This window comes from Aeromonas salmonicida subsp. salmonicida (genome assembly GCF_001643305.1).
Lineage (GTDB): Bacteria > Pseudomonadota > Gammaproteobacteria > Enterobacterales > Aeromonadaceae > Aeromonas > Aeromonas salmonicida.
Genome location: NZ_LSGW01000095.1, coordinates 95070 through 111399 on the forward strand (window position 1 = coordinate 95070; position 16330 = coordinate 111399).

The 16330-nt window shown below is 54.8% G+C and carries 14 protein-coding genes and 1 pseudogene; 10 read left to right on the forward strand and 5 right to left on the reverse strand.

The annotated features are described in order from the left end of the window. Window positions 1-23: 23 nt before the first annotated feature. Entirely contained in the window at window positions 24-1310 is a 1287-nt protein-coding gene (locus AXW79_RS18210; protein WP_011898807.1) for a maltoporin, read from the forward strand. A gap of 68 nt (window positions 1311-1378) precedes the next feature. Then, window positions 1379-2524, forward strand: a complete 1146-nt coding sequence (locus tag AXW79_RS18215) for a glycoside hydrolase family 53 protein (RefSeq protein ID WP_005310842.1) — start codon at window positions 1379-1381, stop codon at window positions 2522-2524. Window positions 2525-2586: 62 nt separating this feature from the next. Here the strand turns inward: AXW79_RS18215 and AXW79_RS18220 are convergent, their stop codons facing one another. From AXW79_RS18220 to AXW79_RS18235, 4 genes are all read right to left on the reverse strand, one after another. Further along, the gene (locus tag AXW79_RS18220) at window positions 2587-3591 is read right to left on the reverse strand and encodes a glycoside hydrolase family 53 protein (RefSeq protein WP_005310844.1); all 1005 of its coding nucleotides are present in this window, start codon (window positions 3589-3591) and stop codon (window positions 2587-2589) included. Window positions 3592-3752: 161 nt separating this feature from the next. Continuing rightward, window positions 3753-4175 (reverse strand): hypothetical protein, encoded by a 423-nt coding sequence (locus AXW79_RS18225; RefSeq protein WP_005310846.1) that lies wholly within the window; start codon window positions 4173-4175, stop codon window positions 3753-3755. 56 nt (window positions 4176-4231) lie between these two features. Next, on the reverse strand, window positions 4232-5194 hold the full coding sequence (locus AXW79_RS18230; protein ID WP_005310848.1) for a methyl-accepting chemotaxis protein: 963 nt from the start codon (window positions 5192-5194) through the stop codon (window positions 4232-4234). A gap of 2 nt (window positions 5195-5196) precedes the next feature. Beyond that, on the reverse strand, window positions 5197-6258 hold the full coding sequence (locus AXW79_RS18235) for a hypothetical protein (RefSeq protein WP_005310850.1): 1062 nt from the start codon (window positions 6256-6258) through the stop codon (window positions 5197-5199). Between AXW79_RS18235 and AXW79_RS18240 the strand changes: the two genes are divergently transcribed. Continuing rightward, entirely contained in the window at window positions 6257-6565 is a 309-nt protein-coding gene (locus AXW79_RS18240) for a hypothetical protein (RefSeq protein WP_005310852.1), read from the forward strand. The genes AXW79_RS18235 and AXW79_RS18240 overlap by 2 nt on opposite strands. Before the next feature lie 102 nt (window positions 6566-6667). Here the strand turns inward: AXW79_RS18240 and AXW79_RS18245 are convergent. After that, window positions 6668-7764, reverse strand: a pseudogene (locus tag AXW79_RS18245) (ABC transporter ATP-binding protein). 570 nt (window positions 7765-8334) lie between these two features. Between AXW79_RS18245 and AXW79_RS18250 the strand changes: the two are divergent. The 7 genes from AXW79_RS18250 to AXW79_RS18280 form a co-directional block, all read left to right on the forward strand. After that, window positions 8335-9570 (forward strand): extracellular solute-binding protein, encoded by a 1236-nt coding sequence (locus tag AXW79_RS18250; protein ID WP_005310854.1) that lies wholly within the window; start codon window positions 8335-8337, stop codon window positions 9568-9570. 87 nt (window positions 9571-9657) lie between these two features. Continuing rightward, window positions 9658-10962, forward strand: a complete 1305-nt coding sequence (locus tag AXW79_RS18255; RefSeq protein WP_005310857.1) for a carbohydrate ABC transporter permease — start codon at window positions 9658-9660, stop codon at window positions 10960-10962. A 13-nt stretch (window positions 10963-10975) separates the two neighbouring features. Further along, a complete protein-coding gene (locus tag AXW79_RS18260; protein WP_005310858.1) occupies window positions 10976-11827 on the forward strand; it encodes a sugar ABC transporter permease in 852 nt (283 codons plus the stop codon). A gap of 18 nt (window positions 11828-11845) precedes the next feature. Further along, the gene (locus tag AXW79_RS18265; RefSeq protein WP_011898806.1) at window positions 11846-13045 is read left to right on the forward strand and encodes a glycoside hydrolase family 53 protein; all 1200 of its coding nucleotides are present in this window, start codon (window positions 11846-11848) and stop codon (window positions 13043-13045) included. Window positions 13046-13108: 63 nt separating this feature from the next. Next, a complete protein-coding gene (locus AXW79_RS18270) occupies window positions 13109-15169 on the forward strand; it encodes a beta-galactosidase (RefSeq protein WP_005310862.1) in 2061 nt (686 codons plus the stop codon). 78 nt (window positions 15170-15247) lie between these two features. Beyond that, window positions 15248-15577 (forward strand): glucose PTS transporter subunit EIIB, encoded by a 330-nt coding sequence (locus tag AXW79_RS18275; protein ID WP_005310864.1) that lies wholly within the window; start codon window positions 15248-15250, stop codon window positions 15575-15577. A gap of 181 nt (window positions 15578-15758) precedes the next feature. Then, the coding region (locus AXW79_RS18280; protein ID WP_231109917.1) for a pyruvate kinase at window positions 15759-16330 on the forward strand (572 nt) is incomplete at its 3' end.

Below are 16330 nucleotides of genomic sequence, written 5' to 3' on the forward strand. Positions count from 1 at the left end.
CAATGCAACAGTGGAATAAAGGAATGACTATGAAAGTGAAGCTACTGACTACATCCGTTGCCCTGGCACTGTCAATGACAGCATTTAGTTCTAATGCTGTTGATTTTTCTGGTTATTTTCGATCCGGCGTAGGTGTGTCCCAAGATGGGGATATGCAAACTGGCAATCAGAGCCTTGTCGGACGCCTGGGTAACGAAAGTGATACCTATACCGAAATTGGTATTGGTCAGGAGGTTTACAACAAGGACGGCAAGGTTTTCTACGTTGACAGCATGTTCAGCATGCAGAGCAATGGTTCCAATGATTATGAAAGCACGGCAACTGTCTGTGACTTTGATAAAAAGCAGTGCAGTGAAGATGCGACATTTGCCCTGCGTCAATTCAATGTGAAAGCCAAGGGGCTGATCTCTGCTGCCCCCGATGCTGTGGTCTGGGCGGGCAAGCGCTTCTATCAGCGCCACGATCTTCACATCATCGATACCAAATACTGGAATATCTCGGGTGCCGGTGCCGGTATTGAAAACCTCAAGGCGGGTCCGGGTGCATTCTCGCTGGCGTGGATCCGCTCTGATGGCAACGATATCGATAACTCGATTGTCGACAATGATCTGAACGTCAACTTCCTGGATCTGCGTTATGCCGGCTGGGCACCCTGGGAAGGGGCCTGGACTGAGGCGGGCGTCAGCTATGCCATGCCCAATCCGACCGATGAGCAGAAAGCCACAGGTGGCAAGTACGATCCCGAGAACGGTGTCATGTTGACGGCAGAAATGAGTCAGTATTTTGCTGGCAGCGGCATCAACGAGAAGCTGGTGCTGCAGTATGCGAACAAGGGGCTTGCCCAGAACATGATCTCCCAAGGGGGCGGTTGGTATGACGTTTGGCAACTCACTGATGACGCCAAGGGTTACCGGGTGATCCTGACCGGTGATATTCCCCTGGGTGACAAGTTCTCTGTCAACCATGTCTTTACCTATGGTAAGGGTGAAAAACTGCAGGAATGGCACGACAACACTGAGTTGTTCAGTGCAGTGGCTCGTGGCGGTTATGCCTGGACCGATATCATGAAGACGCTGGTTGAAGCCGGTACATATGAAAGCACCAAGACCTGGACCAGTGGTGCTGAAGACAAGTCCAGTGGTCAAAAATACACCCTGGCGCAGGCCTGGTCTGCCGGCCCCAGCATGTTTGCCCGCCCAGAGATCCGTGTGTTTGCCAGCTACCTGAAAGATGGTGAAGGCGAGTCATTCAATGGGGGGGAAGATGACAGCACCTGGAACTTCGGGGTACAGGCCGAAGCCTGGTGGTAAGCGCCACACAGGTTGAACAATCAGGGAGCCATTGGCTCCCTTTTTTGTCCCGGACAAGGAGATCGCCGATGGGTTGGAAGGGGTGGCAACCGTTGTTGGGAGCCATGTTGCTGATGAGTGCATCGTCCATGAGCAAGGAGGGGGAACCCATGATTATCGGGGCGGATGTCTCCCATTTACCGCAGCTGGAAGCGGCCGGTGCCCGTTTTTATGATGGTGCGCGGCCAGAAGACTTGCTGGTTATCCTCAAGCGTCATGGGATAAATGCCATTCGTATCAAGGTCTGGAATGAGCCCGGCGAGCATGATCGCTTCCCGGCGGATCAGAGCGGGGTTGAGGGGTATAACAACCCGGATCATGTGATTGCTCTGGCCAGGCGGGCCCATCGGATGGGATTCAGGATCATGCTGGACTTCCACTACAGCGACTGGTGGGCCGATCCAGGCAAGCAGCATATGCCGGTTGCCTGGCGTGACAAGTCCGTGGCTGTGGTCAGCGAGCGGCTCTATCAATTTACTCACCAGCTGATGAGCCGTTTGCAAAGGGAGGGGATCACCCCGGCCTGGGTTCAGGTGGGCAATGAGATCTCCAATGGCATGATGTGGCCGCTGGGGCGTTTGCCTCACTGGGATAATCTGGCCCTGTTTCTTACCGCAGGCGCTCGCGCCGTCAAGGCAGTGTCACCCTCGAGCCAAGTCATACTGCATCTGGATGCGGGTGGCGATAACGTGCGTTGTCGTCACTGGTTCGAAGAGATCCTCGTCCGCAAGGTTCCCTTCGATGTGATGGGACTCTCTTATTACCCGGTGTGGCATGGCGCCATGAGGGATTTGGCTCGCAACATGGTTGACCTTAGCAGCCGTTTTTCCCGTCCTGTTATCGTGGTTGAAACGGCTTACCCCTGGACACAGGGCAATGGGGATCAGCAGCAAAACATCTACACCCATACCGGACCAGAGACCTATCCGATGACCCCGGTGGGGCAGCGCGACTTCCTGTGGCAGTTGCTGCGCGAGATCCATGGTGTACCGCAGGGTCGAGGGTTGGGTTTCTTCTACTGGGAGCCCGAGTTCATTGCGGTAGCGGGGGCTGGTTGGAAGCGGGGGGCGGGGAATGAGTGGGATAATGTGACCCTGTTTGATGCCGATGGCCGAGCTTTACCGGCGCTCAGATCCTTGGCTCTGGCGGTGAGATCGGTGACGAAAAAAGAGTAAGGCTTGTTTGAAGCGCAGGGGGATGCCAAGAGCTCCCCCTGCTATCAGTGGTGATGTTGCGATCAGTTTTGCAGGAACGCATCCATGGCATAGGTGGGTTTGCCACCTTGTTCCATCAGGCCGAGCGAGTAATTCTGCCAGCCGTTATGGCTCTGGGGTTCCCAGTAGAAGACGCCCAATCCCTTGTTGTCCGGGATCCATTTCATCTTGTTGAGCAGGTCGACCAGGGTGTCGTAGCTGTTTTTCGGATCATCCCAGGGCATGCCCACCTCCACTATCATTACCTCCTTGCCATGGCGGCTGACCATATCGGCAAGGTTGTCATAGCAACGGTTGTTCATGGAGAACCAATCGCCATTGCCGGTCTGGGTGGGGTAGATGGATGCGCCGATCACATCCCACTTGGCGCCATTGGCCTTGAGGCCGTCAAACATCCAGCGGTAAAGGGCATTGTTCTCGCAGTTGGCGAGATGGACTATCACCTTGGTCGACTTGTTGACGGCCTTGACGGCGTCATAACCACTGTTGATCAGCCAGGCAAAATTGCGCATGTTGGCCGATGCCTTGCCGTCATCCCACAGCATGCCATTGTTGGTCTCGTTGCCAACTTGTACCCATTTTGGCGTGATGCCGGCCTGCTTCAGGGCGACGAGCGAGTTGTAGGTATGCCAGTAGACGTTGGACATCAACTGCTCGAAGGTATAGCCCTGCCAGGCGGCCGGTTTGGTCTGTTTACCCGGGTCGGCCCAGCTGTCGCTGTAGTGAAAGTCGATCATGATATCGAGGCCCGCCGCCTTGGCCCGTTTGGCTTTGGCGATGACATCGTTGAGGCTATTCCAGCCTCCGGCCGGATTGACCCAGACCCGCAGCCGGATGGCGTTGATGCCGTGCTGCTTCAGGGTGAGTAACAGATCTTGCTGCTTGCCACTGTCGTTGTAAAACCTGTAGCCGGACTGCTCCATCTGGGTTAGCCAGCTGACGTCGGCTCCCTTGACCATGGCAGTACTTTCTGACGGGTAGAGCATGCTGGCGCCAAGCACCAGAGCACTGATCAAGCTCAGTTTCATCCTTGTTTCTCCGTAATTGAAAAGGGGTTGGGCTCATGGCTGAACCCGGGGCAGGGGGGAAGCTTGTAGGGCAATCGCCTGCCTGGATGCGCCATGGCCATGGCACATCCAGTCAGGTGCTGGGCAAACGTAATATGGCCCGGAGACGGCCCATGGGAGCGTTACTGTGCCTTGCTCACCGTCAGCTGGATGCTGGCGGGATCGCGGCGATCCAGGGTAAAGAGGTAGGCCCCATCCTTGAGGGGTGTGAACTTCATGTCGCTCCACTGGTAACCAGCCTTGACGATGACTGGCTTGCCGGCTTCCACCTTGCTGGCGGGGTCGAACTGGCCGTAGGTGGTATCACTCTTCCACTTCTCATCGGCAATCTTGAATTTGTAGGCGCCGTGGCTGGCTTGCAGGCTGGTGGTGACGGTGAGCAGATCAGGTTGACTCTGGACCAGTTGCTGGGCAGCTGGGGCCTCCCAATTGTTCATCTCCCCGCGCAGGAAGAGAAGACGAGTCTGCGCCGTATCGGCCTCGGCGGCCCAGACTGGATGAAGGCAACCAAGCAGGGTAGCGGCCAGGAGCGTGTGTTTGAGCATTGTCGTTTCCTTGTATTGTGTCTCAGTGGCGCCGGCCGGTGTCGACCGGCAATCGGTTACAGGCTGAATCGTTGTACCAGCGTGAGCTGCTGTTGTGAGAGCTGTTGCAACTGACTGCTGGTGTGGGCAACGCGGGTCAGCATCTCCTGGTTATCGTCGGAGATGCTGTTGATATTGTTCATGTTGCTGGCAATTTCTTGACTGGTGTTCTGCTGTTGCTGGGCGGCAATGGCGATCTGGATGCTGAGATCCGCCACCTGTTGCAGCGAGCTGGCGAGGTGGATGAGGGTGTGACGGGATTGCTCGCTGTCATCGGCGCAAAGTGCCATCACATCGGTGCAGCCACTTATGGTGGTGACGGCCCTGTGCACGCTCTGCTGTAGTGCCGTGATCATCGCCTGAATGGTGGTGGTGGTGGTGGATTCTGTGGTGTGCTTGGCCAGCTGGCGTACCTCGTCTGCCACTACGGCAAAGCCTCTCCCCTGTTCTCCGGCTCTTGCTGCCTCAATGGCGGCGTTGAGTGCCAGCAGGTTGGTCTGTTCCGCAATCCGGCTGATGAATTCCAGAATGCTGCCTATGTTGTTGCCCAGCCCGTGAACCTCCTCGACGATGCGGCGCGAATCCGCCAGACGATTGGAGAGCTGGGTCATGCGCGTCAGGGTGTTTTCACTCATGGTGCTGGCGGAACGGGCTTGCGTCGACACCTCCTTGATCGTTTGCTGGGCATGTCCGGCGCTCTCTGCCACATCGCGTACCGTGTGCTCCATCTCGAGCATGGCGCTGGCAACACTGGCCGTTTCACTGCGCTGCTGCTCCAGTTGCCGCTGCGCATTGAGCTGGGCACACTGGTTCTGGTTGGCCATCTCCCCCAGCGAGCTGGCGGCCATCACAATTTGCCCCAGCATGTTGCTCATCTCCTGGGCGAGGGCATTGATCCCCTTGGCCAGTTGACCGAATTCATCCTGCTGCCGATGGCTGATGCGCCTTGTCATGTCACCCTGACTCAGGGCTTCGAGCACCGTCAGGGTCTGCTTGATGGGGGTCGGATGGAGTGAATGATGCGCCAGAGCACCAGTGCGCTGACGGCCAGCGACAGCAGTAGACCGACAAACAGCAGGGATTGCAGCTGGCTCAGGATCTGTTTGCTGCTCTGCACCCGCAGGGCAAGCTGGGTATCGATACTGTTGTCGATCTCCGCCAGCTCACCCAGCACCGAGTTGATGATACGGGTGGCCTGAGTGCTCTGGTTGCGCAGTTGATCGCTCTCTTGTGCCAGGCGAAGGTGGGTTGCCAGCAAACCTGCGTTGCCTGCGCTCTGTTGTACAACCCGGTCAAACAGGGTGCCCAACGACTGCTCCAGATCGATCTTGCCGCCAAAGGCGCTCTCCTGCTTGAGCAGTTTGGTCGCCAGTGTCTGGCGTTGGCGCTGGATAGCCTTGCTGAGTGTCTGGTTGCCGGCCAGTTGCCCCGCAATACGGGCCGTATCCTGCAGCTTCATCGCCGCCTGTGTATTGGTGAATAACAGCTCCAGCTGGTTGACCAGCGCATTCTTGAGTCCGGCTGTGTAGTGGGCGCCCAGTGTTTCAACCAGCATGGCGAGATCTCCCTGCAGGCGCTTGTTGTCACGGGTCAGGGAGGTGTCTTCTGTCAGGATCTGCTGGCTCTTCAGGTTGGCGGCATAGCTGTCAACAATCTGGGTTGCAAGCTGCCAATAGGTTGTCTGCTGCTCGGTGAGGGCATGGATGCGGCTGATCATGGCCGGGTGGTGCGAGGCCTTGTTGCCAAGCAGTGCCAAGTCCTGCTCAAACACCTGCTGCCAGCGCGCAAGCTCGGCTCGTCCCTTGCTGACGTCATCGCTCGTCTGCAGGGTGAGCAGGCCACGCAGAACCTTGTCCTGCATAAACAAGTCTTTGGTCACCGAGCGACTCTGAACCAGAGTGGGTGCCACCTCGCCCGTCAGGATGTCGACCTGCATGGCCAGCTGGTTGCCTGCTCGTAACGAGACCATTACGGCGAGAACCAGCAGAGTGATGATCAGACCAAAGCCCAATATCAGGCGCTGGATGATGGATATCTGTGGCATGGATATTTTCATTGGTATCGCTTACATGTTGAGAGTGACATGGCTGACCGTCGATGAGGATCACCTGCATGGTATTCTTAGCCAGCTTTATCAGGAGGTTGGTGAGTGTGAGTCATACTTCACGACGCTTTATAGAGGCGTATCTTTGTACTCAAATTCACTAATTTTGTGTAACGTTTCACTGTTTGTGGTTATTTTTACACCGCCATGGTGCTCAACCAAACAGGATTTAAATAGGGTTGAGAGCCGGCTCTCATTTCGCTGGTATTTTGTGCTGCAGGAAGGGAGTGCTTTGGGTCTGAGGTGAAGGGTGAGCGGCAGGGCATGGGATCAGGGAAGAAAAAAGCCCCCGGTATTGGCGGGGGCAAATCTGGCATGGATAAAAGCGGGTGTAGAGAAGGCAGAGGGGTTAGCGGCTGATCCGGGTGCCATCGGCGGCAAAGACAAGGCAGTGCTCAGGTGAGAAGAAAACATCGAGCTGCTGGTACGGCTTGAAGGCATTGTCACCGGGCAGCAGCAGCTTGAAGCCGTCGATGCCACAGCATTGGCCGAACAGATAAGTACTGTTGCCAAGGCGCTCAACCACTTCACAGGTGAAGGAGAGATGGATGCCATCACCGCCAGGAACCAGGTGCTCTGGCCTCAGGCCCAATGTGATAGTACTGCCAGCTGCCAGCTGCCAGCTGCCAGCTCGTTGGTGATGATGGGCTGAGTGATGGTTCTTTGCTCTGACAGTGCGAGCTCCAACTGGCTGGGAGACCAGCTAATGACCTGGGCTGGCAGGAAATTCATCTTGGGTGAACCGATAAAGCCGGCCACAAACTGATTGACTGGTTTGTAATAGAGATCCATGGGTGAGCCGACTTGCTCCACCTTGCCGTAGTTCATCACGACTATCTTGTCTGCCAGTGTCATGGCCTCGATCTGGTCATGAGTGACATAAATCATGGTGGTTTTCAGCTCCTGGTGCAGCTTGGCGATATGCAGGCGCATCTCGACCCTCAGTTCGGCATCCAGGTTGGAGAGGGGCTCATCAAACAGGAACACCTTGGGGTTGCGCACTATGGCACGACCAATGGCAACCCGCTGCCGCTGTCCCCCCGAGAGCTGTTTTGGTTTGCGGTCAAGAAGATGGGAGAGTTGCAGCGTCTTGGCAACCATGCCGACCTGATGCTGGATCTGATCCTTGGGCACTCCGTTCACCTTCAATCCATAACCCATGTTTTCAGCCACAGTCATGTGGGGATAGAGGGCATAGGACTGGAATACCATGGCGACGCCACGGTGGGCAGGGGCAACATCGTTGACCACAGTGCCCCCGATTGCGATATGGCCGTCGGAGATCTCTTCCAGACCGGCGATCATTCTCAGCAAGGTTGATTTGCCACAACCTGAGGGGCCGACAAAAACGGTGAATTCACCATCTTCCACCTCCAGATCCACATTGTGCAGTGTCACGTTGGTGCCGAAACGCTTGACAACACTGTTCAGACTGATACTCGCCATACTGCTAACTCCTTGATTATAAATCCAATCTGTCATGATGCTCGATGTCGTTTGTGACACGGGGAACACATCAGGAATCAGACATAAACAGCCGGAAACCCGCTTCGCGACGACTGCATACATCACTTGTGGCGGGAATATAACAGTGGAGTGTAACCGCTTGCACAAAATGCTGTTTCTTTTGTGTATGAGATCACAACCTTTGCATATGCTGCTGGTAGATATGACGTGCTCCGCTTACCGTAATCACATTCGGTGTAACCGTTACCCTTGTGGCGGCCCTCTCGGGTGAGTTCATGGAGGAGTGGCCTGGTGAGGTGTACCGGGAAAGCATACCGGATCTCATGGTACAGAACTGAAAGTTGATTATTAATCAATTAGTTATGTAATTTGTCGCGTTTTTTGGCAACGCAGCCTGCAACCCTTGCTGAGATTGTGTAGTGGCTTGGTAGACAGAGAGTCATACCCGTGTGATTGGAAAGAGTGAAATTATTACACACATTGGTTTGATGCACGGCAAAAAACACGACGGAACAATCATTCTCGCTTGAACAGGGACAAGGATAAAAGATGAAAATCAATAAGTTAACAGCAGTGATTATGTTGTCATTGGGGGCGGGCAGCCTGTTGAGCCATGGGGTGATGGCGGCAGAGGGTGAGCTGCTTGTGTGGGAAGACATCAAGAAGTCCAATGGCATTGAAGATGCGGTCAAGGCATTCGAAGCCCAGTACAAGGTGAAAGTGAAGATCCAGGAGATGCCATATGCGCAGCAAATCGAGAAGCTGCGGCTGGATGGCCCGGCAGGCATAGGTCCCGATGTACTGGTCATTCCCCATGATCAGGTCGGTGGTGCCGTGGTGCAGGGGCTGCTGTCCGAACTCAAGGTGGATGCCAAGTACATGGACAGCTTTACCAAGCCCGCCGTGGATGCGCAGACCTATGAAGGCAAGTTGTACGGTATTCCTAAAGCGGTCGAGACCATAGTGCTGGTGTATAACAAGGACATACTGCCAAAAGCACCGGAAACCTTCGATGACTTGATCAAAGTTTCCAAAGAGCAGCGCGCCGCCAATAAATATGGTCTGCTAGCCAAATTTGACGAGATTTATTACTCATATGGCGTCGTTGCCGGTATGGGGGGATATATTTTCGGCCAGAATGCCAATGGTTCCCTGAATGTGAACGATATCGGGCTGGCCAATCAGGGGATGATTGATGCGGTCACCTTCCTCAAATCGTTCTACGCGGATGGCTTGTTCCCGGCAGGGATCGTCGGTGAGACAGGTGCCAATGCCATCGACTCGCTGTTTACCGAGAAAAAAGCTGCTGCCGTTATTACAGGCCCCTGGGCATTCAAACCTTACCAGGACGCCGGCGTGAATTATGGGGTGGCACCACTGCCCACTCTGCCAAATGGCGAGCACATGCGATCTTTCCTTGGGGTAAAGGGATACAGCGTCTCTACTTATTCAACTCAGAAGGAGTTGGCTCAACAATTCATCGAATTTATCAACCAGCCTGAATACGCCAAAATTCGTTTTGAGAAGACCGGTGAAATTCCACCCGTCAAGTCACTGATTGATGATCCGGTTATCAAGGGGGATGAGAAAGCAAGGGCCGTTGCCATCCAGGCCGGTTATGCCGTTCCCATGCCAAGTGTACCGGAAATGCAAGAAGTATGGACGCCCTCCAATAGCGCTCTGCAATTGAGCGTGACTGGCAAGCAAGATGTCAAGGCTGCCCTGAATGGTGCCGTTAAAACCATCAATATGCAGATTGAGGCAAACCACGCAAACCGGGATTAACGATACGCAGGCGTTACGCCTTGCCTGCATGGGTAGCATTAAGCTGCTTGATGCTACTCATGTTTCTTTAAGGATAGGAGGTATATTGTGGTTGTCGATTCCAGCGAAATCGCACAGGTTGGTTTAAAAACCCAGCACGCCAAGATTGCGGCATTATTATCGCTGATCCCGGGCTTTGGTCAGTTTTATAACAGGCAGTTTATCAAAGGTGTGCTGTTTTTTATCGTCATGTCTTGTTTCCTTGGCGTATTCAATGACTTTTTACAACAAGGATTTTGGGGGCTATTTACGCTGGGGACCGAGTTGCCAAGAGATAACTCGGTGTTTCTGCTGGCTAAAGGAGTGATCAGTGTCTTGATCGCGACGTTTGGTGTCGGTATCTATTACTGGGGGCTTCGCGATGCTTACCTCTGTGGTGAAAAGCGGGATCAGGGCTATGCATTATCTGGTATCAGAAAACAATATCAGCTTTTGTTGAGTGAAGGTTTCCCTTATCTGATGATCACCCCGGGTTTTATTCTGCTGGTGTTCGTGGTGGTCTTTCCTATTATTTTCGGTTTTTCTATTGCCTTTACCAACTACGATTTGTATCACACGCCCCCGGCCAAGCTGGTTGACTGGGTTGGGCTGAAAAACTTCTTTAATATATTTCGTCTGGATCTGTGGCGTTCCACCTTACTGGACGTATTGCAGTGGACAGTGATTTGGACACTGATTGCGACCACATTGCAATGTTCGGTTGGTGTCCTGCTGGCGATCCTGGTCAATCAGAAAGACCTCAGGTTTAAAGCGCTCATTCGCACCATTTTGATATTGCCATGGGCAGTGCCCGGTTTTGTCACCATTCTGGTTTTTGCCGGCATGTTCAATGAAACCTTTGGGGTGATCAATAATGGCATTCTGGCGTCATTAGGTATTGAGCCCAAGCAGTGGATGACGGATCCTTTCTGGACTAAAACGGCATTGATCCTGATGCAAACCTGGTTGGGTTTCCCGTTTGTCTTCGCCATGACCACTGGCGTACTGCAGGCTATTCCGGACGATTTGTATGAAGCGGCTACCATAGACGGTGCCAGCACATGGCACAAATTGACCACGATTACCTTGCCGTTGGTACTCTATTCGATTGCGCCGATCCTGATTACCCAATACACCTTCAATTTTAATAACTTCAACATTATTTATCTGTTCAATAACGGTGGCCCGGCTGTAATTGGATCCAATGCGGGGGGTACGGATATTCTGGTCTCCTGGATTTACAAATTGACCATGTCCTCCTCTCAATATTCCATCGCGGCCAGCATTACGATTTTGCTGTCCATCTTCGTAGTTGGTATCGCGCTGTGGCAATTCCGCGCAACTAACTCCTTCAAGCAAGATGATATGGCCTAAGGAAAACTGGAATATGAGCGTCAAACACAGTGTTAAAAAGAGTAACTTTATTCGGCTGGGCATCAGTTATGCGCTGCTGTTGATGGTCGCGGTGATCATTATCTATCCACTTATCTGGACTGTGGGGGCTTCCCTGAATCCTGGCAGCAGCCTGCTCAATACCTCGATCATGCCTGACAATCTGTCGTTCCTGCATTACCAGGAGCTGTTTGATGGCCGGATTGATTATGCCGCCTGGTATTGGAACTCCATGAAGATCAGCTTTCTGACCATGGTGCTCACCTTGATCAGCGTCAGCTTTACCGCCTATGCATTCTCCCGCTTCCGCTTTCGCGGTCGCCAGAATGGACTGATGCTGTTTCTGTTGCTGCAGATGGTGCCCCAGTTCTCGGCCCTGATCGCCATCTTCGTGCTGGCGCAGATGCTGGGTCTGATCAACAGCCATCTGGCGCTGGTGCTGGTTTATGTGGGGGGCATGATCCCCATGAACACCTATCTGATGAAAGGCTATCTGGATGCCATCCCCAAAGATCTGGATGAATCTGCACGGATGGATGGTGCGGGCAACTTCCGGATCTTCATCGAGATCATCATGCCCCTTTCCAAACCCATCATAGCGGTGGTGGCCCTCTTCTCTTTTACCGGCCCGCTCGGTGATTTCATCCTGGCCAGTACCATCTTGCGTACCCCGGATCAATTCACCCTGCCCATCGGGCTCTATAACCTGGTCGCCCAGAAGATGGGGGCCAGTTACACCACCTATGCGGCCGGTGCCGTGCTCATCGCCGTGCCCGTCGCCATTCTTTATCTCTCACTGCAGAAGTACTTTGTTTCCGGCCTGACCGCAGGCGGAACCAAGGGCTAATCACACAGGACCTCAACGATGAAATTAAAAAACAGTTTGTTGGTGGCGGCCATGCTGGCCACTGGATTGAACATGATGGCCCCCTCGGTTCTGGCGGCTGAAACGGTGCAAATCCAGCCGGTCAAGGTGGCGGCTGACTTTATCAAGGGTGCGGATCTCTCCATGCTGGCCGAGGTGGAGAAGCACGGTGGCAAGTTCTTTGATGAGCATGGCAACCCGCAGGATGCCATGGCCATCCTGAAGGAAAATGGCTTCAACTATATCCGCCTGCGATTATGGGTCGACCCCAAGGATGCTGATGGCAAGCCTTATGGTGGCGGCAACAATGATCTGGCGACCACCATAGAGCTTGCCAAGCGGGCCAAGGCCAATGGCATGAAGTTCCTGCTGGATTATCACTACAGCGATTTCTGGACGGATCCGGCCCGGCAGAACAAGCCCAAGGCATGGGCCAGTATGAATATCGACCAGCTGACCGAGGCTGTCTATCAACACACCAAAACCACCATGGATGCCTTTGCCAAAGCCGGTGTGTTGCCGGACATGGTGCAGGTGGGCAACGAGATCAACGGTGGCATGCTGTGGCCGGAAGGCAAGAGCTGGGGCCAGAACGGGGGAGAATTCGACCGTCTGGCTGGTCTGCTGAATGCGGGGATCAAGGCAGTCAAAGAGCATGGGGATCAGATAAAAATCATGCTTCACCTGGCGGAGGGGACCAAGAATGACACCTTCATCTGGTGGTTTGACGAGATAACCAAGCGCAAGGTGCCGTTCGATATCATAGGTCTCTCTTACTACATCTACTGGAACGGCCCCATGAATGCCCTCCAGTACAACATGAATGACATCAGCAAGCGCTATGACAAGGATCTGATCGTGGTCGAGGCGGCCTACGGCTATACCACAGCCAACTGCGATAACGCCGAAAACAACTTCACCTCGAAAGAGGCGGATGACGCCGGGTATCCCGCTACGGTGCAGGGGCAGGCCAATTATCTCCATGATCTGTTGCAGGTAGTCACCAAGGTGCCGGAAGGGCGCGGCAAGGGGGTCTTCTACTGGGAGCCGGCCTGGTTGCCGACACCGGGCGCCACCTGGGCCACCAAGGCCGGCATGAAATACAACAGTGATGACTGGAAAGAGGGCAATGCCCGCGAGAATCAGTCGCTGTTCGATTGCCAGGGCAAGGTGTTGCCTTCCATCAAGGCGTTCAACTAGTCACCCATGATCGGCGGGCCTGTGTGCCCGTCGGCGATGATGTCCATTATATGGAGATAGTGCATGTTCAAGTTTCCCCCCCTGAGCAGCAAGGTGCCTGTCCTGTTGCACGGTGCCGATTACAACCCTGATCAATGGCTCGATGATCCTGCCGTGCTGGCCAAAGACATAGAGATGATGAAGCAGACCAACAGCAACGTGATGTCGGTCGGCATCTTCAGCTGGTCGGGTCTGGAGCCCGAAGAGGGGCGTTATGAATTTGGATGGCTGGATCAAGTGCTCGATACGCTCTACGCCAACGGCATCTATACCTTCCTGGCCACCCCGAGCGGGGCACGTCCCGCCTGGTTGTCAAAGGCCTATCCCGAGGTGCTGCGCACCGATAAAAACCGGGTCAAGGCACTGCACGGTGGTCGCCACAATCACTGCATGAGCTCACCCGTCTATCGTGACAAGGTGCGCCAGATCAACGGTGCCCTGGCCAAACGCTACGCCAACCATCCCGGTGTCATCGCCTGGCACATCTCCAACGAATATGGTGGCGAGTGTCATTGCGAGTTGTGCCAGCATCAGTTCCGCGATTGGCTCAAAGCCCGTTACGGTACTCTGGATGCCCTGAACAAGGCGTGGTGGAGTACCTTCTGGAGCCACACCTTCACCGATTGGCAGCAGATAGAGTCCCCATCGCCCATTGGCGAAAGCACCATCCATGGTCTGAATCTGGACTGGAAGCGCTTTAACACGGCCCAGGTCAGCGACTTCTGCCCCGCCGAAATAGCCCCCCTGAAGGCAGAAAACCCGGCACTGCCCGCGACGACCAACTTCATGGAGTACTTCTACGACTATGACTACTGGCAGCTGGCCAAGGTGATCGACTTCATCTCCTGGGACAGTTACCCCCTTTGGCACAATGCCGAGGATGATTGCACCCTGGCGGCCTATACCGCCATGTACCATGACCTCATGCGCACCCTAAAAGGGGGGAAACCTTTCTATCTGATGGAGTCTACCCCCAGCCTGACCAACTGGCAGCCCATCAGCAAACTGAAAAAGCCGGGCATGCATATCCTCTCTTCCCTGCAGGCGGTGGCTCATGGCTCCGATTCGGTGCAGTACTTCCAGTGGCGAAAGAGCCGTGGCTCGGTGGAAAAATTCCATGGCGCCGTGGTCGATCATGTCGGCCATATCGATACCCGTGTTGGCCGCGAAGTGCAGGCGCTGGGAGAAACTCTGAGCAAGATCTCTGCCGTGGCCGGCAGCAAGGTGGAAGCCAGAGTCGCCATTATTTTTGACTGGGAGAGCCGCTGGGCCATGGACAACGCCCAGGGTCCCCGTAATGCCGGTCTCTTCTATGAGAAGACGGTGGCCGAGCACTATCGTGCCTTCTGGGAGCAGGGTGTCGCGGTGGATGTGATCAATGCAGATTGCGATCTGAGCCCTTATTCGCTGGTCATTGCCCCCATGCTCTATATGGTTCGCGACGGCTTTGCCGAGCGGGTCGACGGTTTTGTCCAGGCGGGGGGGCGCTTCGTGACCACCTACTGGTCTGGCATCGTCAACGAGACGGATCTCTGTCATCTCGGCGGTTTCCCGGGGCCATTGCGGCCAGTGCTCGGGATATGGGCAGAAGAGATCGATAGTCTCTATGACCATGAGCGCAACGCTATCAGTGGCCTGCCGGACAATGAGCTGGGGCTGAAGGGACCCTATGAGGTGACCCAATTGTGCGATCTGATCCAGTTGGAAGGGGCGCGTGCTCTCGCCAGCTACGACAGCGACTTCTATGCCGGCCGCCCGGCGGTGACGGTCAACGACCATGGCAAAGGACAAGCCTATTATATCGCCTCGCGCAACGATCTGGCGTTCCAGCGTGACTTCTTCGGCAAGCTGATAGAAGAGCTGGGCTTGCCACGGGCCCTGGCCACCGAACTGCCGTCGGGGGTCACAGCACAGCGCCGCACCGATGGTGAGCAGGAGTTTATCTTCCTGCAGAACTACACCTGTGAGGCTAGAGCGGTGTTGCTGCCATCTGCTTACACGGAGATGAGTACCGGCCAGCCTCTGACAGGGAAACTTGCCCTGGAGGCTTATGGCTGCCGTGTCTTGAGCCGTCCGGTTCAGTAAACCCCGAGCCCGTCTTGTAGACGGGTTCTTTTGATTATTTCCCGGTGCGTGAGCTGCGGGTAAAAAAGGGAGACAAGCATGGTATCCATGCACGATTTCAAGCGTCTGTTTGGTCTGGCACTGGGCCACAAATCGCAAAAAGGGCAGGAACCAGAGGCTGTGTCCGGGCTGGATGAAGAGGGGATCCGGCAACTGGTGGCGGCATTTGGTGGTAAAGAGAACATCGAGTCGTTTGATGCCTGTCTGACCCGGCTCAGGGTCAAGGTCAAGGCGCTCTCGCCGGTGAACAGCGAAGCGCTGCAGCTGTTGGGCGCCATCGGCGTCATCATCATAGGGCAGGAGGTGCAGGCCATCTTCGGCACGCGCTCTGACAACCTGCGCCGGGATCTCGCAATCTGGTTTGAATAATGTGATCCGGCGCGATAGTGCTGGTCAGCGAGTCTGGCTACGCCTGATTGACTCGCCTGTTCTGCCGTATCTGGTCACTCGCCCATGACGAATTGATCTGTTATGGCTTGTCCTAGGCGCATAAACCACAACGCATTGCCAATTTCTCATCTCAATCATTGGACTGTACATGTCAGTAAATATGAAAAAGACCAAAATCGTCTGCACCATAGGTCCCAAGACCGAATCCAAAGAAATGCTGGCTAAAATGCTGGACGCCGGCATGAACGTCATGCGCCTGAACTTCTCCCACGGCGATTACGCCGAGCACGGTGGTCGTATCAACAACCTGCGCGCTGTTATGGCCGAAACCGGCAAGCACGCAGCCATACTGCTCGACACCAAGGGTCCGGAAATCCGTACCATCAAGCTGGAAGGCGGCAACGACGTTGCCCTGGTCGCTGGCCAGACCTTCACCTTCACCTTCACCACCGACCAGACCGTCATTGGCAACAAAGACAAAGTGGCCGTGACCTATGCCGGTTTCGCCAACGACCTGCGCGTCGGCAACCGCATCCTGGTGGATGACGGCCTGATCGGCCTGGACGTGATCGAAATCACCGAGCGTGAAGTCATCTGTAAAGTGCTGAACAGCGGTGATCTGGGCGAGAACAAAGGCATCAACCTGCCGGGCGTCTCCATCAAGCTGCCGGCCCTGGCCGAGAAAGACAAGCGCGACCTCATCTTCGGTTGCGAGCAAGGCGTTGATTTCGT